15 protein-coding genes are annotated in these 19,285 nt (G+C 43.4%); 4 read left to right on the top strand and 11 right to left on the bottom strand.

Translation table 11 applies throughout. From position 1 onward, the window contains the following. The 6 genes from folC to fabB all read right to left on the bottom strand — a co-directional run bounded on the left by folC (position 1) and on the right by fabB (position 8,229). Entirely contained in the window at positions 1–1,236 is a 1,236-nt protein-coding gene (folC, locus tag Q4519_RS14010) for a bifunctional tetrahydrofolate synthase/dihydrofolate synthase (protein WP_303513223.1), read from the bottom strand. A gap of 9 nt (positions 1,237–1,245) precedes the next feature. Next, on the bottom strand, positions 1,246–2,034 hold the full coding sequence (truA, locus tag Q4519_RS14005; RefSeq protein ID WP_232801063.1) for a tRNA pseudouridine(38-40) synthase TruA: 789 nt from the start codon (positions 2,032–2,034) through the stop codon (positions 1,246–1,248). A gap of 117 nt (positions 2,035–2,151) precedes the next feature. After that, on the bottom strand, positions 2,152–4,509 hold the full coding sequence (locus Q4519_RS14000) for a FimV/HubP family polar landmark protein (RefSeq protein WP_303513219.1): 2,358 nt from the start codon (positions 4,507–4,509) through the stop codon (positions 2,152–2,154). A gap of 223 nt (positions 4,510–4,732) precedes the next feature. Further along, on the bottom strand, positions 4,733–5,749 hold the full coding sequence (locus Q4519_RS13995) for an aspartate-semialdehyde dehydrogenase (protein ID WP_303513217.1): 1,017 nt from the start codon (positions 5,747–5,749) through the stop codon (positions 4,733–4,735). Positions 5,750–5,801: 52 nt separating this feature from the next. Further along, a complete protein-coding gene (locus Q4519_RS13990; RefSeq protein WP_303513215.1) occupies positions 5,802–6,926 on the bottom strand; it encodes a 4-phosphoerythronate dehydrogenase in 1,125 nt (374 codons plus the stop codon). A gap of 91 nt (positions 6,927–7,017) precedes the next feature. Continuing rightward, on the bottom strand, positions 7,018–8,229 hold the full coding sequence (gene fabB, locus Q4519_RS13985) for a beta-ketoacyl-ACP synthase I (RefSeq protein WP_232801056.1): 1,212 nt from the start codon (positions 8,227–8,229) through the stop codon (positions 7,018–7,020). 122 nt (positions 8,230–8,351) lie between these two features. Between fabB and mnmC the strand changes: the two genes are divergently transcribed. Continuing rightward, positions 8,352–10,331, top strand: coding sequence for a bifunctional tRNA (5-methylaminomethyl-2-thiouridine)(34)-methyltransferase MnmD/FAD-dependent 5-carboxymethylaminomethyl-2-thiouridine(34) oxidoreductase MnmC (gene mnmC / locus Q4519_RS13980; protein WP_303513213.1), 1,980 nt, complete (start codon positions 8,352–8,354; stop codon positions 10,329–10,331). 37 nt (positions 10,332–10,368) lie between these two features. Here mnmC and Q4519_RS13975 read toward each other — a convergent pair whose 3' ends face one another. Further along, positions 10,369–10,968 (bottom strand): DUF922 domain-containing protein, encoded by a 600-nt coding sequence (locus tag Q4519_RS13975; protein ID WP_232801052.1) that lies wholly within the window; start codon positions 10,966–10,968, stop codon positions 10,369–10,371. A gap of 355 nt (positions 10,969–11,323) precedes the next feature. On the opposite strand from Q4519_RS13975, the gene Q4519_RS13970 reads away from it, so the two are divergent. Together Q4519_RS13970 and Q4519_RS13965 are read left to right on the top strand one after the other, a co-directional pair. Next, a complete protein-coding gene (locus Q4519_RS13970) occupies positions 11,324–12,394 on the top strand; it encodes a response regulator (RefSeq protein ID WP_232801050.1) in 1,071 nt (356 codons plus the stop codon). Between the two features lie 3 nt (positions 12,395–12,397). Then, the gene (locus Q4519_RS13965; protein WP_232801048.1) at positions 12,398–13,387 is read left to right on the top strand and encodes a diguanylate cyclase; all 990 of its coding nucleotides are present in this window, start codon (positions 12,398–12,400) and stop codon (positions 13,385–13,387) included. Positions 13,388–13,403: 16 nt separating this feature from the next. Here the strand turns inward: Q4519_RS13965 and Q4519_RS13960 are convergent, their stop codons facing one another. After that, positions 13,404–13,667, bottom strand: a complete 264-nt coding sequence (locus Q4519_RS13960) for a YfcL family protein (protein ID WP_232801046.1) — start codon at positions 13,665–13,667, stop codon at positions 13,404–13,406. Between the two features lie 5 nt (positions 13,668–13,672). Further along, complete coding sequence (locus Q4519_RS13955) at positions 13,673–14,212, bottom strand: elongation factor P hydroxylase (protein WP_303513209.1); 540 nt, start codon at positions 14,210–14,212, stop codon at positions 13,673–13,675. A 224-nt stretch (positions 14,213–14,436) separates the two neighbouring features. On the opposite strand from Q4519_RS13955, the gene Q4519_RS13950 reads away from it, so the two are divergent. After that, positions 14,437–15,489: a 3-deoxy-7-phosphoheptulonate synthase gene (locus Q4519_RS13950; RefSeq protein ID WP_303513207.1), complete on the top strand. Its 1,053-nt coding sequence runs from the start codon at positions 14,437–14,439 to the stop codon at positions 15,487–15,489. 43 nt (positions 15,490–15,532) lie between these two features. Here Q4519_RS13950 and Q4519_RS13945 read toward each other — a convergent pair whose 3' ends face one another. After that, positions 15,533–16,510, bottom strand: a complete 978-nt coding sequence (locus tag Q4519_RS13945) for a succinylglutamate desuccinylase (protein ID WP_303513205.1) — start codon at positions 16,508–16,510, stop codon at positions 15,533–15,535. Between the two features lie 89 nt (positions 16,511–16,599). Then, entirely contained in the window at positions 16,600–19,074 is a 2,475-nt protein-coding gene (locus tag Q4519_RS13940) for a glycogen/starch/alpha-glucan phosphorylase (RefSeq protein WP_232801040.1), read from the bottom strand. Between the last annotated feature and the right edge of the window lie 211 nt (positions 19,075–19,285).

Below are 19,285 nucleotides of genomic sequence, written 5' to 3'. Positions count from 1 at the left end.
CTAACCTTTTTGTTGTCTATCGATAATTTCCGCTACAGTGTAAAACGAGCCGAACACAATTACCACCGACTCTGCCTCACTGTCAGCAACTGCTTGCTGATAAGCAAGCTCAACATTTTTAAACAGTTGGCTGGCATCAGCGGGCGTATATTGTGCTAATACTTCGGCAGTGGCCGCTCTTGGCCCTTGCAAGTCAGCTAAATACCAATGACTGATTAAGCCATCAAATTGCGCTAATGTCGCCTTAATGTCTTTATCTTTTAGCATACCAACCACTGCGCGAATGGGCTGTTTCGGCATTAGCTTTAATTGCTCTGCTAAATACCCTGCAGAATGCGGATTATGGGCCACATCCAAAATAACCATTGGCTCCGTTTGAATACATTGCATTCTGCCCGCTAATCGCGCTTGGGATAATCCTTGTTTGATTTGCTCGGGTGTGATGTCAAGACCCAGTACCGCTAACGTCGCCAACGCCGTTGACGCATTTTGCAATGGCAGCGGGATAATAGGTAAATCTCGCAGTGCTTTCTCACCACCTTGCCAATGCCAAACGCCCTCTCCTATTTCCATAGCAAAGGCTTGATTGGCAAGCATGAGGTGGGCATCAATAGTATTGGCGTGCTCGATCAAACGCGCAGGAGTGTCAAAATCGCCGCAAATGGCTGGCTTACCACTGCGGAAAATGCCCGCTTTTTCAAAACTAACATCTTCGCGGTTATCACCTAGCCATTCTACATGGTCAATATCAATGGTGGTCACCACTGACACATCAGGCTCAACGATATTGGTTGCATCTAAACGCCCACCCAGTCCGACCTCAAGTAAAATAACATCACATTGCGCCTGCTTAAGTAAATATAGTGCCCCTAGGGTGCCAAATTCAAAATAGGTTAATGCAGTATCTCCGCGCCCTTGTTCAATCGTGCTAAAAGCATCACAGTGACTTTGCTCTGATAATTCTTGCCCATTTATGCGCACACGCTCGGTATAACGAATTAAGTGCGGAGAGCAATATACGCCAACCTTGTAACCAGCTGTCATCAGCATTGATTCCAATAAGGCACAGGTTGTACCTTTACCGTTAGTGCCGCCAACAAGGACCACTTTTGCATCAAAGTTGATCAGTGCTAACTGTTCTGCGACTTGTCGGACACGGGTTAAACCCAATTCGATTTCACTTGGGTGAAGCTGCTCTAGATGGCTTAGCCAGTCAGATAAATTTGTTGGTTTCATCAATGCTTCTTATTGGTTATCAATAAATAATGGGCCGATATGGTGGGCTGGCAATTCAAACTCAGCGGGATAGTCCACGTCAACTAAATATAGCCCTCCTGCTTTAGCGGTAGCGGCAGCCACACTGCGATCTTTTGCTTCTAAAAGCCGTGCCAACCAATCAATCGGCTGTTTTGCTTTACCCACCTCAATCAAGCTGCCGGTGATATTTCGCACCATATGATGCAAGAAAGCATTCGCTTTTATATCAATGATAATATACGGCCCCTGACGGGTGATTTGAATATGTTCAATGTCACGACAAGGTGACTTAGCTTGGCAATGCTTTGCTCTAAATGAAGTAAAGTCATGACGGCCAACTAAGTATTGCGCCGCTTGATGCATCCGCTTTTCGTCAAGGCGTTCATGATAATGACTAAGACCTTTACTTAAAATTGCGCTACGTAGGTTTGAATTATCGATAATATAACGATAGCGCCTTGCAGTAGCTGAAAACCTTGCATGAAAGGTATCCGGTACTTCTTTAACCCAAACGACTGCTATGTCGTCAGGTAAATTAGCATTTACACCAAGCGTCCAAGCACGCTCATTGCGAATAGCGTTAGTGGTAAAATGCACCACTTGACCAGTCGCATGAACGCCCGCATCGGTGCGACCGGCGCAAAATGTATCAATTTTTTCATTGGCTACTAAGCTCAGGGCTGCTTCTAAGCGGTCTTGCACCGTATCGACTTCTATTTGTTTTTGCCAGCCATAATACGCTGAACCATCGTATTCGATACCGAGTGCTATTTGCATGAGAAAATGTGCCTATTAAAAAAAGAGGCAATTATACCCAAACCTTGTCAAGATGGAACGAGTGCAACAAAAAAGGGATGCCTTTGGCATCCCTTATGGTGAAGTTTTGCTGAACACTTAACCTAAACGGTTTAGTAATTTCGTCACTTCCGCTATTTGCTCTTCACTTCCTTGGCCTTGGATTTCTTCTAGAATACTTTTGGCGCCATCTTTGTCATCTATCTCAAGATAAGCACGCGCTAGATCTAGCTTTTGACCAATTCCGCCTTCATCGATGTCAACATCAACACCACCGGCCTCCGGTAACACTTCTGGGAAGTCGTCTAAGCCTAAATCAAAGTTAGCACCTTGGTATGGCTCATCAGTACTTTCGTCACCGCTTTCTTCGAGTAAACGTTCGATATCAATGTAATCGTCTGATACATCAGCTACATTGGGAACATCCGCCGGAGAGGATGGCTCGTTAAATGCGATCTCTCCAAGTTGACTGGCTAATAGATCAGTGTCGTCAATATCATCGACTTCTGTTATTTCAGGTGCAGTAACAGGCTCATCTACCGTATCAATCTCAGCAAAGTCCCAATCTAATTCGTTATCATCGCCACTGCTTTTTTCAGCAGTTTCAATTTCTAACGGCTCAGCAACTGACTCTTCTATCGCCTCTGATGGCGTATCCTCTGCCATATTGAAGTCAAATTCGTCTAGGTCTGTTGCTGATTTAGGTGCTTCAACCTCAGTAGCGGCTTCAGCCTTAGGCGCTAAATCAGAAACCAGATCATCGTCCATGGCACTTGGCGACAACTCTTCTAATAAGATGTCATCGTCTTCACCCAGCTCAACAATCATGTCTTCTTCTTGAACTAACTCATTGCTCTCAGCTAATTCAAATAATTCATCTTCAGCTTCTTCGAACTCGATATTTTCAAGATCATCCACAGACAGTAACTCATCAGGGTTAAATGCTATTTCTTCTGCTTCTGCTACAGTATCAGCCGTTACCGGCTCTTCGATTGGTTGTTCAAAAACAACTTCGTCTTCGATCACTGGCGCTTCAGTAGCTAACTCTTCAATGCTATTAGTTTGCTCAACTTCTGGCTCAATTAACTCGTCTTCCAGATTCAGCCCATCGGACAAGTCAAAATCAAAGCTGTCTTCAGGCTCTGCTTTAGACTCGGGCTCACTCATCTCTTTTAATGAGTCAAACTCATCATTGATACTCTCAAGTTCATCATTGCCAAAATCTAAATCTGCGTTAAGGCTGTCATCAGAATCAAGGTCAATTTCACTCATTAAGTCAATGTCATCAGACGCTAGATTCGCATTGGTTAGCTCATCAGCAGCTAAGTTATCTTCAACAGTGAATTCTTGCTCAGAAGCACTTGCTTCTTGAGCTTCTTCATCGGCGGCAAGTAATTCATCATATTCACTTTTCTCTTCCATCAAAGTGCTGGTTGATGTGGCGATCTCTTGCTCTTGCTCTTCTGCTTCTCTTTTCGTTTTAGCTCGTAACCAGAAACTTAAGATAACTAACAGAATTAAAATAGGCATCGCTATTAACGCGCCTAGATATAACCAGCTTGAGGTGATAATTTTTAGTAGATCATCACTTTCCTCTTGCGCTGTCGTTTCAGGTGCTGGCTTGGCTAATTGCTGGGATAACAGCTCTTTGATTTCTAACTGAACCTTAGAGTCTTCTTGAAGCTGTGTTTTCAGCGTCGACAAATCATTGGACAATGCTTCCAACTTGACTTTCATGCGTTGATTAGACTCAGCAACTTGCATCAACTGCTCATTTGAGTCATCAAGTTGCGTTTTTAACTGCTCAAGCTCCCCACTAACCGCGGCATTATTAGCCGCCATATCAGGCATGGTTTGTTCGACTTTGGTTTCAGCAACTTTTTGTACCGGCTCAGGAGAAGCTGCTGGCGCAGGCGTTGGCTTCACCTTTTCAGTTACGACTTGCTCGGCTACTTTTTCTGCTTTAGCTGGTTCAGCAGCTTTGGCCACAGGTTTAGTGGCAGGCTTAGCGGCTTGCGTTTTTGCAATAAAACTTTCACGAGCGACTTGCTTGTCAACACCACTGATTTCTTCATAGCTAGGGATGGTTAATACCGCACCATTGACTAGCCGATTAATATCATTATTTAGAAATGCATGTGGGTTTTTATTAAAGATAGCCGCCATCATTTGATGGACGGATACATTTCGATTAGGTCTTACCTTGCTGGCAATAGACCACATAGTATCAGAAGATTTTAACGGCCCATAGGTTCCAGCTGATGCGCTGCTGCTAGCAGATGCTGCGGTAGGCGTGGCTTTCACCGTTCTTACTTCTTTGGCGGTTTCACCTTTGGGCCCAGTTAGCTCAACATAAAAACCCGGGGCATCTTTGAATACATCTTCTTCGGCACTAATGTTACTCGCAGCGAGTAATAGAGGTAAAGCTACAGCCGCGCGGGAAAAATAACGTCCCATGTTTTATCCTTTATTTTTGATTTGCTCAAAAAACCAGCAAATATAACGCTGAGAGAGCGCATATACTTATTCAATGACCCATCACTATAAACCAGCATGAAGGGCTAATCTAGTTACAAAAGAAAGTGCAGGGGGGATAGGGGCTAGAATTGAGATCCAGCCCCCTATTTTGGAGCTATTGATGATATATTTCTATTAAAACGAGTGCGTTAGCAACATAAAATTATAAATAGTACTGGCCTATATGTTCAGCAATTTGTACTAAATTGGTTGCACTGCCTTTTTTCAAGTTATCTAGGGTCAACCAGAGTTGGATTCCATTATCATTGCATAGGTCTTTACGGACACGATCAACGTAAACAGTATCTTGACCAACGGCATGGCTAACTTGGGTAGCGATCTCGTCGGCTTCTTCAACAAGCTCAACACCTTGCGCATCACGGATCATGCCCGTAATTTCGTTTATCTCCAGTGGAAAGCGTGTTTCAATGTGTAAAGATGCACCTAAACCATGAAACACCGGTACCACGACACAGGTTGGACTTATTTTCAACTCAGGATCTGAGAGAATGCGCTGTGTTTGCGACACGAGTAACATCTCATCTTGGCTGTAACCGTTAGCTAACCGATTTCCTGATTGAGGAATACAATTAAAAGCAATTTGCGCAGCAAAATAGTCAGGCTCAATAGGTTTAGCGTTCAGTAATTTTGCGGTTTGATTGGCTAAGGTGCTAATGCCCTTTTTACCCGCGCTAGACACTGACTGATAGGTTGAAATATTGACCTGAGTAATACCCACTTCATCATGGATTGGCTTCAGCACTAAAGCGCTAGCAATAACGGCGCAACTTGGACTAACGACAATTTTCGATTGATGAATTTGTGCCAAAGCGCCTGCATTGATTTCCGGAATAACCTGTGGGATATCGGGATCATCAGTAAACGCAGCCGAGCTGTCTATTACTAAACAGCCAGCATCTGTCGCCACTGTTGCCCACTCTTTAGCACCTTGCTCGCCGGCGACAAAAATGGCAATTTCAACTTGGCTCCAATCAAAATCAGCGACATTTTGCACCCGTTGACGCTTGCCTTTATACATCAGGGTTTCACCCGCGCCATTATCACTAGACAGTAGAAATAATTGATTAACGGGGTATTCACGCTCTTCTAGCTGCTCGACCACAGCATTGCCTACTGTGCCTGTAGCGCCAAGTACTGCGATATTGATTAAACGTTCCATAATCCCTCTCCAAGCATCATATTGAGATGCATAGAATAATATTGTTATTAAATTAGTTTGCGATGGTAAAACCTAACGCAGCCAGTAAGTGAGCTTCTTGATTTGCGCCAAGAGACACATTCAGTGTCGAGAACTCACGCCGTTCACGATAATTTTTCCGCATTAAATCAAAACCATTAGGTAGGCCTATCTCGGCACGAAAAATGTTGTCATCACGCCTTACATCGTAAACAAGATGAACGAGTGACTTCACCAAGTTTTGGTTCAACTCTGCATTAATTTGAATACTGTCGACGACCGCAGGTGGTAAAAACTGGCTTACTTTTTTACTTGGCGTTTCACCTAATTGTTGACACAAAGCCCGGTACAGTATTTCTGTACCATTGGCTTTTCCTTCTAAGCTGTAGCCCGCGATATGCGGTGTCGCGATGTCAGTATAAGGTAACAAAGCCATTTCGATATTTGGTTCATTTTCCCATACATCTAAAATCAAGGTTGGTAACGAACCTGATTCAACACGCTCTAATAAAGCTTGATTGTTAATAACATCACCACGTGAGGTATTAATTAGCACTTGATGCTGATTCAACTGACGTAAACGCTGCTGATCGAATAGATGCTTGGTTGCATAATCCCCATCCACCGTGAGCGGTACATGCAAACTAATGAAATCACATTCCATGATGGTTTTCATGTCAACAAACTGACGTTTGTCTCCGGCCTGCTCCAGCAACGGATCACATAGGTGGCACTTCATGCCCAATGCCGTTAATTTTTGCCAAACGGCGCTCCCCGTATTCCCGGCCCCCACAATACCAACGGTTTTACCTTGTAAATTAATCAGGTGTTTTTCAGCATGTACTAAGATCGCACTCACGACATATTGTGCCACTGACTCTTTATTACAACCTGGGGCACTATGGAATGGAATATTGCGCGCAGATAGATAGGTTTTATCAATATGATCCATACCAATGGTGGCGGTACCCACAAACTGAAGCCGTTCGTTCTTACATAATAAGGCTTCATTGACTTGCGTAATTGAACGCACCAAAAGGGCGTCAGCATCCTTTAATTGCTCAGCGGTCACATTTCGCCCTTCGAAAGAGTGCAGCTCACCTAAATCACTGAACATTTCTTGAGCAAACGGGATATTGGAATCGAGAAAAATTTTCATCTTAGTAATAACGTTAGCCTAAGTTTTATAAGCGTCAGAAACAAAAAAGAGCAGAGAATGCTCCCTGCTCTATCCATTCAATCCAACTAAATTAGATTTTTTGGAATACTAACGTTGCGTTAGTGCCACCAAATCCAAAGCTATTTGACATCACTGTTTTCAGCTCTGCTGATTCAGCAACATTTTTAACAATTGGCAAGCCTTCCGCTTTTTCATCTGCTTGGTCGATGTTAATGCTTGGCGCAATAAAATTGTTTTCAACCATTAGCAGGCTGTAAATGGCTTCATGCACACCTGCGGCACCAAGAGCATGACCCGTCATTGACTTGGTTGCACTGATTTTTGGTGCCTTATCGCCAAACACTTCTTTAATAGCTTCAAGCTCACGAACGTCGCCAACGGGTGTAGAAGTGCCGTGCGTATTAAGGTAATCAATGTCACCTTTAACCGTCGCCATGGCTTGCTTCATACAACGTACCGCACCTTCACCTGAAGGAGCCACCATGTCGTAGCCATCAGATGTTGCGCCATAACCGACAATTTCAGCGTAAATTTTTGCGCCACGTGCAACTGCGTGCTCGTATTCTTCGACCACAACCATACCGCCGCCGCCAGAGATAACAAAACCATCACGATTAGCGTCATAAGTACGAGACGCTTTTTCAGGTGTTTCATTGTACTTTGTTGACAATGCACCCATGGCATCAAATTCCATCGCCAATGTCCAGTGTAGCTCTTCAGCACCACCAGCAAAAACGATGTCTTGTTTGCCAAGTTGGATCTGCTCTAGCGCGTTGCCAATACAGTGTGCACTGGTTGCACAGGCCGAACTAATTGAATAGTTAATGCCTTTAATTTTAAAAGGCGTTGCCAAACAAGCCGATGTAGTACTAGCCATCGTTCTTGGTACCATATAAGGACCAACGCGTTTTACGCCTTTTTCACGTAATATATCTGCTGCTGCCACTTGGTTTTCAGACGAGCCGCCACCTGAACCAACCACTAAGCCCGTACGCTCATTTGATACGTCTTCATCGGACAGCTGTGCATCAGCAATTGCTTGCTCCATTGCTAAGTAAGCAAAACCGGCTGCATCACCCATAAAACGCATAACTTTGCGGTCGATGTGATCTTTTGGTTGCACATTCAATGCACCCCAAACTTGGCTACGTAACTTGTATTCTGCAAATTGCTCAGAAAAACGGATACCGGACTTGCCCTGTTGTAGTGACGTTAGTACTTCCTCTTTATTGTTACCAATACTGGAAATAACACCGATACCTGTGATGACTGCTCTTCTCATTTATAGACCCTGTGGTTCTCACGTTGCCGACTATTATATCATTTTGTTTATGACAACTGGTCGGCTTTCGACAATTTAAGGTAAAATCGGCAACATCATGCCATAAAATAGTGAAATTTTCCTTGTTAAATCAAAAACTCGAGCACGCAAATCTCAACTGGAACGACAATGGCACCCCAACATCGGAACAATTTGATGATATTTATTTCTCAAATATCAATGAATTAGATGAAACTAAACATGTTTTTCTCAGTGCTAACAAACTGCCAAATAGATGGCATAATTTTGCTCAAGATCACTTTGTCATCGCGGAAACAGGCTTCGGTACCGGCCTAAACTTTTTAACCGCTTGGCAGTGCTTCAACGAGTTTAAAGCCTGTAACCCCGATTCAGGCCCCAGCAGACTGTATTTTACCAGTTTTGAAAAATATCCTTTAACTTATGCCGACTTAGCTCAAGCTTTAAGTCAATGGCCCGAACTGGCCGAATTAGCGAAACAATTGCTCGAGCACTACCCTAGCGCCACCCCTGGCTGCCATCGACTGAATTTACAACATGGTGAAATAGTATTGGATTTATGGTTTGGCGACATACACGATTCCTTACCAAAAATTTATTGTCCTATTGGCGGCTTAATAGATTGTTGGTTCTTAGATGGCTTTGCACCCAGTAAAAACCCCGATATGTGGTCGCAAGAGTTATTTAACGCCATGGCCAAACTAGTAAAACCCGGTGCCACTGTTGCGACTTTCACGGCAGCAGGATTTGTCCGCCGCGGTTTAATAGAAGCAGGCTTTACCATGTCAAAAGTAAAAGGGTTTGGCAGAAAACGAGAAATGCTAGCTGGGGAAATTGAATGTCACCGCGCCGAAGAGCCTTCTCATCCTTTTCAGAGCAGAGAAGCCCCCCAATGCACAAGCAACAAAGCAACAATAATCGGAGGGGGGATCGCATCAGCAGCGACGGCTCTCGCGTTGGTCAATAAAGGCTGGCAAGTTGAGCTATTTTGTAAAGATGCAACACTCGCACAGGATGCCTCGGGCAACCGACAAGGAGCCCTCTACCCACTGCTGAGTCCTAACAACCCTAACAACAGCGAACTATTTGCACATGCCTTTGAATTTAGCTGTCAAACCCTTAGACAACTCGCTCGCCACCCTATTCGTCATGATTTTTGCGGTGTTGTTGAGGTGGATTACAATGAAAAATCCGGAAAAAAAATTCAGCGAATTATCGATACACAATACCCTACAACTTTAGTAAAAGCGCTGAGTGCAGAAGAAATTGGCAAAACAGTTGGCTTAGACATTGGTGCCAGAGGACTGTTTTACCCCAATGGCGCTTGGCTTAGTCCAAGTGACTTAACCAACGCGTTGGTCAAAGAAGCACAAGATCGCGGTCAACTAACCCTTCACCTCAACGCAAAGGTTAAGGAGATTGAGCAAAACCATTTAAGCTGGCAATTTTCCTGTAACGCTCAAATCCATCAGGCGGATTTGCTCATCATTGCCAGCGGTGCAAATCAGCTAAACTTTGCCCCACTAAAACAACTGCCTATCTATCCTGTACGCGGGCAAGTCAGTCATGTACCAAGCACAGAGCAAACTAGCAATCTGAACACGGTTTTATGCTACCAAGGTTACCTGACCCCAGCACATGAAGGTATGCATTGCATTGGTGCTAGCTACGGACGAAATGATAACTCTCGCGCCTTTAGCTTGGAGGAACACGAAGAAAATCACACCAAGATAATCTCGTCTCTTGATAAGGTAAACTGGCCTGAGTCATTAGACTTTTCTGATCATGATGCGCGTGTCGGAGTGCGCTGTGGCACCCGTGATAACTTACCTTTTGTTGGCGGCGTACCTATCTTTGAAGCGTTTTCGCAGTTTAACCCCGAGTCATCAAGCAATGCCTGCTACCCTAACCTTTATATGCTGGGCGCATTAGGCTCAAGAGGCTTGTGTACCGCTCCGTTAATGGCTGAAATACTGGCCAGTGAGCTAAGTGGTGAGCCATTGCCAGTGAGCCAAGCTATTCTAGCGTTATTACATCCGAATCGGTATTGGCTTAGAAGCCTGAAAAAAGGCAGGCCGCTATAAGCGGCCTGCGTAACAATATGCTTATCAGAATGAGCCGTTATTTGAAAGACAGCTTCATTCTTTGATCATAAGTATCACTTTCTGCTTTTGCTTGGGCCAAAAATTGATAGCCAGCTTTGTCTATTTGTTGCTGCAATTGAGCGCATCCCTTGTTAACCGGAGATGACTTGATGTAATCAATAAGCTTGTCAGCAGCCTTCAGTACGATATCTTTGTGACCACTCTCATGGTCTAACAAGCCACCTAAATAGGTTTGCCAGTGAGCCTGCGATTGCTCTGATTGAGAATCAACATTCAACCAACGAGGCACCACAATATCAATTTCGATATCCACTGCACCATCGCCAACACGACATTGCGCCCCATTTTTTTCAAAGTTGAGTTGCCAGTTCATACTATAACTGGCTTTACCTGCCGCCTTGTTGCCAGCTTGTCCAGCAGGACCAACAATACGAATTTTTTGGAATAGTTCATACATGCTCTTAGCTTCAAGATCATAGAACTTAAAGTTGACGTTCACATTTGGCGTCAGCATGTCGAGTTTACTAGAAGCTTGCCATTGTGTGGCAGCATGAGCACTGTTTAAACCTAAGCTAATTGCACAGCAAAACAGAGAGAGTAAAGATAAGTATTTCATTTTTAGTTATAATATTCCCTGTGATCGAGTCACAAATGAAATTGAGCAGCCCAATAAAAATCTGCTCCAAGCTATCACTTGCATTCTAATTGAGCAAGTTTGATGATGATTGTTTTTGCTTTTTTACTGATGTTTCTCACAAAAAGTAGACTCTTTTACATTTTTCTTAATAAGAATAATGCAATCTAACTACAACTTATCTAATCCTATCAACTGATAGAAAGAATCATCAGCCCCCCTTTATGCCACAAACATCAACGAAAAATGCCACAAAAAACAATATATATGGTCCGCTTACGTGGCAATAACCCATTTATTGCCATAAGATGAAATAAAGCAATTTTAGGAATTTCACATGTCATTACCCGTTCTTATTTGTGATGATTCGGCACTGGCCCGTAAGCAGATGGCTCGCAGCCTTCCTGATAATTGGAATGTTGAGATTACCTTTGCCACCCACGGTGGTGAAGGCTTAGAAGCAATTAAAAAGGGCCTAGGCAGCGTTGTATTTTTAGATTTAAACATGCCTGTTATGGATGGCTACGAAGTATTAGAGGCTGTTTGCAAACAAGACTTAAATGCCATGGTAATTGTTGTTTCTGGTGATATTCAGCCTGAAGCCCGTGAAAAAGTGATGGGCTTTGGTGCGTTAGATTTTATTAAGAAGCCGGTAAGCAAAGAAAAAATAGCTGATATTTTAAAACAATATGGCGTTATCAATGAAGCGGACTTACTCCCTGATCTTGCCCCTCCCGCCGCACCGGAGCCAAGTGTTGTGGAAGCTGAATTAGCTGAAGATGACATAACCGCTTACGCGGGGCCAAAGATTGAACTTTCTAATGATGCTCGTGACGCCTACCAAGAAGTCGCAAACGTCGCGATGGGCCAAGCGGCCGATTTACTCGCAAGACTACTTAACGTATTTGTACTATTACCTATCCCTACGGTAAATCTACTCGAAGTTAGTGAATTAACCATGGCTCTGGAGGCGGCTGAGTCGACCGATACTATCTCTGCCGTTTGCCAAGGCTATATTGGTGCAGGTATTGCCGGTGAGGCACTGATTTTATTTCATGACTCCAGTTTTAAAGACATGGCAGGCTTAATGAACTTTAAAGGCGAGCTTAACGAGCAAGCCGAAGTAGAAGTGATGATGGATATCGCCAATATTTTGATCGGTGCTTTCTTAAAAGGATTTGCAGAACAATTAGATATGTCATTTAGCCAAGGACACCCCGTAGTACTCGGTCAACATTGTCAGATTTCAGAGTTAGTGAATGAAAACCAAGCCCGATGGAAGCAAACCTTAGCTATTGAGATAAACTATGTGATTGAAAATCATAACATTCATTGTGACTTATTGATGCTATTTACCGAAGATTCCATCACAACCCTAAATAATAAACTCACTTACTTGTTGAATTAAATTATGCAAAATAGCGCTTTTGATTTAAAAGAATTTCATTGGATGGTCGAGATGGTACAAACCATCGATGTTGGCCTTGTGGTCCTTGATCGTGAGCATAAAGTACAAGCTTGGAATGGTTTTATGGAAAACCACAGTGGCAAAGGTGGTAGCCAAGTACAAAACCAAGTGATGTTTGATTTGTTTGATGAAATTCCCAAAGAATGGCTCACTCAAAAAATTGAATCAGTCTTTTTATTAAAAAACCGCGCGTTTACCACCTGGGAGCAGCGCCCATATATTTTTCGTTTTAAAAATTATCGTCCCATAACCGGCACCGCTGAGTTCATGTACCAAAATATGACCATCATTCCATTGATGAGCTTAACCGGTGAAGTGACTCATGTGAGCTTGATTATTTACGACGTCACCGACAGCGCAGTTAACAAACTACAACTAAAAGATCTGAATAACCAACTGAAAGAACTAAGTCGCATTGATGCCCTAACCCAGCTTTTTAATCGTGGTTATTGGGAAGAGCAATTCAAACATGAGTTTCTACGTTATAAGCGTACCCAAGCCAACGCTTGTTTAATTATGTTTGACATAGACCATTTCAAACGTGTCAACGACACTTATGGTCATCAAGCTGGTGATAAAGTAATCCAAGCTGTTAGTGCCGCCCTCAAGCAAAATTTAAGAGAAACTGACATAGCGGGTCGGTATGGCGGCGAAGAATTTGCCGTGTTATTAATTGATACCCCAGCCGAAAAAGCCCTATTTTTTGCGGAGCGTTTACGTAAAAGCATTGAAGCTCTTCACGTTTATCATGAAGAACATGATATTTGCTTCACCATCAGTTTAGGTGTGGCGCAAACTCACGAGGATATGGCCGATGAGAGTGTTTGGCTTAAAGAGTCTGACGCAGCGCTGTACAAGGCAAAAGAATCAGGCCGTAACAAAACCTGCACTGCCGCCTTGCCGAAAAAAACGAATGACGATAAAGAAACGTAAACAGCAATAGTACTGTCTATGGCTGTGATAAAAACGCCCACATTTCTTGCACCAAAACTTGATCGGGTGGGGTCAGCTCTTTAGCCGTAAAAGCTTGCGCTAAACCTGATTCAACTTGTTTCTTAAAATCTTGTTCTGACAGTGTATTTTTCTGTTCACACTGAGCTAACGCTAAGCTCAAGTGCCCCGATAGATAGCCAGACGCAAACAGCTCATCACTGGTGCCCGCATCTAAAATAGCTGCCGCTTTTTGTTCTATTTGTTCATATAGGGAGTACATTAAATTTACCTTAAATACATGCCGCGATAGTCAAATGACCCTCGCTGTAATGGAGCAACGCCATAAAATTCACCTAAGGCGTTAATTAAAAGCTGAGCTCTTGCCGGAAACCCTTGTTCGAGATAGATTAATACTTGGTCGTACACTCTATGCTGAAAACCTAACCGGTCAATTTCAATGCCAGACAGGTTGTCACAACTGACCGAAAAATCAAACCCGCAGCTAACCGCCAGAGCCCATTCAACCGCTTGGGGCTTAATTTCTACCTGCTCAAAGGCAGCTTGTTGCTGCTCGTTTCGTCCATCTGGCTCATACCAATAACCAAAATCAACCAACAAACGGCGTTTTTTACCCGCGATGCACCAATGGGAAATCTCATGCAACGCACTAGCAAAAAAACCATGTGCAAAAATAATGCGGTGATGCGCATGCTTTTCATCTGCCGGCAAATAGATAGGCTCTCCCTCGCCCGCCACTAACTGAGTATTCTCATGTACGAGAAAGCACTGTTCAAATATGGCAATTAAATCTTGATAATGGTGCAACCAAACCTCGAAACGCTATCTAACTGACTTAGACGCGCATTCTACCTATTCCCCTACCAAGGAACAAACATCTGTGAATTTTTGCCACCAGATAAGCTTTTTTAGCCCTGCATTAGCCTTTTTCTTTAAACACTTGGCGTTTTTAGCTAAGGTGATGACAGCTATCATTCATAATTAAACATTTGCTCAAAAAAGCAGTTTCAAACGATTAGGAAATAGGCCAGATGCCATTGAAAACTGACGAGTTACGTACAGAAAAACAAGACTTTTTAATTACCCCTGCCGAGTTAACCGAAATCAGACCCGTCAGTGACGCGGCGGCTGGTGTCGTCACCAGAGCAAGACGAGAAGTAGAAGCCATCATATCCGGTGAAGACAAGCGTTTACTTGTCGTGGTTGGCCCTTGCTCCATTCACGACCCAGCAGCAGGCATTGAATACGCTAAACGCCTCGTCAAACTAAAAGACGAGTTGAGTGATGATTTATGCATTGTGATGCGCACCTACTTTGAAAAACCTCGCACCATTGTTGGCTGGAAAGGCTTAATAAATGATCCGGATCTGGACGGTAGCTACAACGTGAATAAAGGGATAGCCCTTGCACGTAACCTGTTGCTTGATATTAACGAACTGGGCCTTGCCACTGCCACTGAGTTTTTAGACATGGTAACAGGGCAATATCTAGCCGATTTAATCACTTGGGGCGCAATAGGTGCACGTACCACGGAAAGCCAAATTCACCGTGAGATGGCATCTGCTCTTTCTTGCCCTGTTGGCTTTAAAAACGGCACCGATGGTAATTTGCAAATCGCAATGGATGCCGTTCGCGCCGCTAAAGCGCGCCACATTTTTTACTCGCCGGACAAAAATGGTCGCATGACTATTTATAAAACCGCAGGTAACCCATATGGCCACATCATTCTACGCGGCGGCAAAACACCGAACTACAGTCAAGAACATGTGACAGCATCAGCAGAACAGCTGAGCGATGTTGGTCTTACTCCGCGCATCATTGTTGACTTCAGCCACGGCAACAGCTTAAAGCAATATAAAAAGCAATGGGATGTAGCTGAAGACATCATGACGCAAATGCGCAGTGGCAGCAAAGCCATTGCTGGCGTCATGATTGAGAGCTTCTTAGAAGAAGGTAATCAAGCGGTTGAAGATGGTAAAGAGCTCGTGTTTGGTAAAAGTATTACCGATGCTTGTATCAATTGGTCAGACACAGAAAAAATGCTACACGAACTGGCTAAAGCAAGCCGCGATAGCCGCAAATAATCACCACCTGTTAACCAATGCAACTAAAATAAGTTGTATTGGTTTACAAGGAGCAAGGTGTCAGCGTTAATAATGCCCTTGCTCCTAATTCAACATTCGCGTTGGGAAACAAAATTAATTCTCGCTCTGCTTGCACATGATACTCAGCCCCCGCCTCTTGCGCTAATAAGGTACCTTGCTGATAGGGGGTAAAGTTGTCTACCTCTGCTGAAAAATTAAAACGAAAGTCTGCTTGAGTTTTGACTATTTGTTGCGCTATTTGGTAAATAATCAACGCATCTTTCGCTATCGTTTCATCTTCGTCCTCAACATGAGCTAAAAGCCGAATTAAATAACACACGATCTTCTGGTGATCGCTCATCTTATTTTCATGCCATGGCAACGCTTTACCTAACTCTAATGTAGCGGCTTGAGCTTTAAATTGTTGAAATGACGCATAACTGAAGGTATTGGTTGCTAGCTGACTCAATACCGCGGCCTGGATCCCGGCATGCTGGAGCTCATCTATGTGACTCAATAAACTCAATTCGTGGGTGACGATAGGCACAATAGCAAAGGTATTATAAACCGAACCCCGAATAGCACAGTGGCAATCCCAATGCAGCTTGTCAGTGTCTTGATGAATGGTATAAAACCGTTCCACACAACGCTCTAATAAATCAGCTCTGGCCGCCTCTTTACAGGGTTCAATACTACGATGTGCGCCGCAAAATAAACGGTTTAGATTAGTATCAAGGTAGCGCACCCCAAGCTCAATCGCATCCGGATTCCCCAAAATAAACAAACATGGATTAACAACCTCTAATTCACCCAAGAATACCTGTTTAATCAGTTGATTTATGATAATGATAGGCGCCGTTTCATCGCCATGAATGCCAGCAGAAAGAATCAGACTGCGGGGACCATTGCCATCAAGATACAATACTCCCGGCGCCCAACATTCGACTCTAATACCACTGGTATTAGACGCTAAAAATTCTGCTGCCTCACATCGACCTAAGGTGTAATCAATGAAGTCCATCATCACTCCAGCTAAGCTTACTTAACTGAAGTATAGACAAAAAAGGGAAGCCAATAGGCTTCCCTCTATAACTTCTTCTAGCCAAAAAACTAACTTAGTGGGCAAGCTTTCAAGTGCCAAATGTTATCAACATAATCTTGAATAGATCGGTCAGAGTTAAACTTGCCCATGCATGCGGAGTTAATGATCGCCATTTCTGCCCACTTTGCTGTATCACGATATGCGAGATCAATACGACCATGGGCATCGCAATAACCTTGATAATCAGCCAAACAAAGGTACTGATCGCCCCACTCTAACAGACTGCGCTTAATATCAGATAGCGCACCTGGATGGCCTGGCGTAAAGTAATCACTGTCTAACCAGTCCAGCACAGCTTTTAGCTCTGCATTACCATAGTAGTAATCGTAAGGGTTATAACCTTGTTTTTTAAGCGCTTCGACTTGATCTACATTCAAACCAAAAATAAAGATATTGTCGTCACCTACTTCTTCGGCTATTTCAATATTGGCACCATCAAGGGTACCAATTGTTAATGCGCCGTTAAGAGCAAGTTTCATATTACCGGTGCCCGATGCCTCTAGACCCGCAGTTGAAATTTGCTCAGATACATCTGCCGCAGGGATAAGCTTCTCGGCCAATGACACACGGTAATTTGGCATAAAGACCACTTTTAGCTTGTCTTGGATCCGCGGGTCATTATTTATTTTATCTGCAACTTTATTAATGGCATAAATGATTTGCTTAGCCATGTGATAGCCCGGCGCAGCCTTAGCACCAAAGATAAATACACGAGGCACCATGTCTAATTCAGGATTAGCCAGTAAACGGCGGTACAAGGTTAAAATATGCAGCAGATTAAGTTGCTGTCTTTTATACTCGTGTAGACGTTTAATTTGGATATCAAAGATCGCATCAGCGCTGACATCAATACCAGTCAACGTTTTAATTTCTGTAACCAGTTTCTGTTTATTGTCATGCTTAATGGCCATGAACGCTTGTTGGAATTTTTTATCCTTAGCTTTTGGCAATGCATCTTTTAACAAATTTAACTGGGTTGGCCAGCCTGTGCCTACGGTTTCGTCATACAATGCCGATAGCTCAGGGTTGGCGGCTTTTAACCAACGACGTGGTGTTACACCATTAGTTACATTAACAATTTTCTCTGGGTATAGTTCATTGAACTCAGGGAATAAGTCTTTTTTCACTAAACGAGTATGTATCGCTGCAACACCGTTTACTTTATATGATGAAACCACGCTTAAGTAAGCCATGCGCACCATGCGGCCGCCATCTTCTTTAATGATCGACAACTTGCGCTTCATCTCATCATTTCCTGGCCATTTCGCTTCTACTTCTGTTTCTAAGAAACGGCGGTTAATTTCGTAGATAATTTCAAGATGGCGCGGCAGTACTCGTTCAAATAGGCTCACAGACCAATTTTCTAGGGCTTCAGGTAGTAATGTGTGATTAGTGTAGGCAAACGTATGACGGCACACATCCCAAGCTTTAGCCCAAGTGACACCTTCTTCATCAATTAAAATGCGCATCAACTCAGGCACAGAAATAGCAGGGTGAGTATCATTAAGCTGGATTGCTACTTTGTCGGCAAACACATCCCAATTATTGTCATTGGTACGTTTAAAGCGGCGAAGAATATCTTTAACTGAACAAGCGCAGAAGAAATACTGCTGAATTAAGCGCAACTCTTTACCCTGCTCGGTTGAGTCATTCGGATAAAGCACCTTAGACACGGTTTCCGCTTGCGCTTTTTCTGATTGCGAATCGACATAACCTCCCGCGTTGAAAACATCCCAATCAAAGGCTTCACCGGGTTTACTTTCCCATAGACGTAGCACGTTAACTAATTTCGCACCGTAGCCAACAATGGGAATATCCCAAGGCACCCCTTTTAATTTGCGACCAGCATGCCACACTTTACGCATGCTACCATCGTCTTCAAATACACTTTCGACATAACCGTATAAAGGCACTTCTTGCACTGACTCAGGGCGGCAAATTTCCCACGGGTTACCGTATTCACGCCAGCTATCAGGGCGCTCAATTTGGTGACCATCTTTGAATTCTTGACGGAACAAGCCATGTTCATAGTGAATACCGTAACCGATAGCAGGGTAACCTAAGGTTGCTAACGAATCGATGTAACAGGCTGCAAGGCGCCCTAACCCCCCGTTGCCTAATGCCATATCTGGCTCTTCTTCACATACTTGGTAGATATCTTTACCTAAGGCTTTGAGGGCTTGCTCTGCTTCACCAAATAATTCGAGATTATGTAAATTATTTGACAGTAGACGGCCCATTAAGAATTCAAGAGATAAATAGTTAACCGCACGAGTATCTTGCTTAGAGTGTGACGCTTGGGTATCGGTTAACTTTTCAAAAACGAGTTCATTAATTGCGGCACAGGTCGCATTCCACCAAGCCTTGTCATTAGCTTTATCTTCATGAGTACCTAAAGTAGAGCGAAGATGGTGAACGATGCGTTGTTGTAGGTTATCTGCACTGAGATCAAAGGGTTTGGTCTGCTTTTTTGTCGCCGCCATTATGGATTCCTTTACAAAAGAGAGGTTTAAACATCACAGCTATAAGACGGTTAAACGTGAATAAGTTTGGTAATTAAAAGTAAACCATTCATTGTTGATTTACCAGTAAATAAGACGACAGCATGACAAACATTTGTTTCACTTCAATGATATATAGAAATTTAATTATCAAAAAGGGAGCCGAAGCTCCCTTTATTAATCATACCTAATG

Origin of the sequence: Motilimonas sp. 1_MG-2023, from assembly GCF_030547455.1 — a bacterium.
In the GTDB taxonomy this organism is placed as follows: domain Bacteria; phylum Pseudomonadota; class Gammaproteobacteria; order Enterobacterales; family CBDFNC01; genus Motilimonas.
Note: the sequence above shows the minus strand (reverse complement) of the source record. Positions and strands in the feature narration are given on the sequence as shown.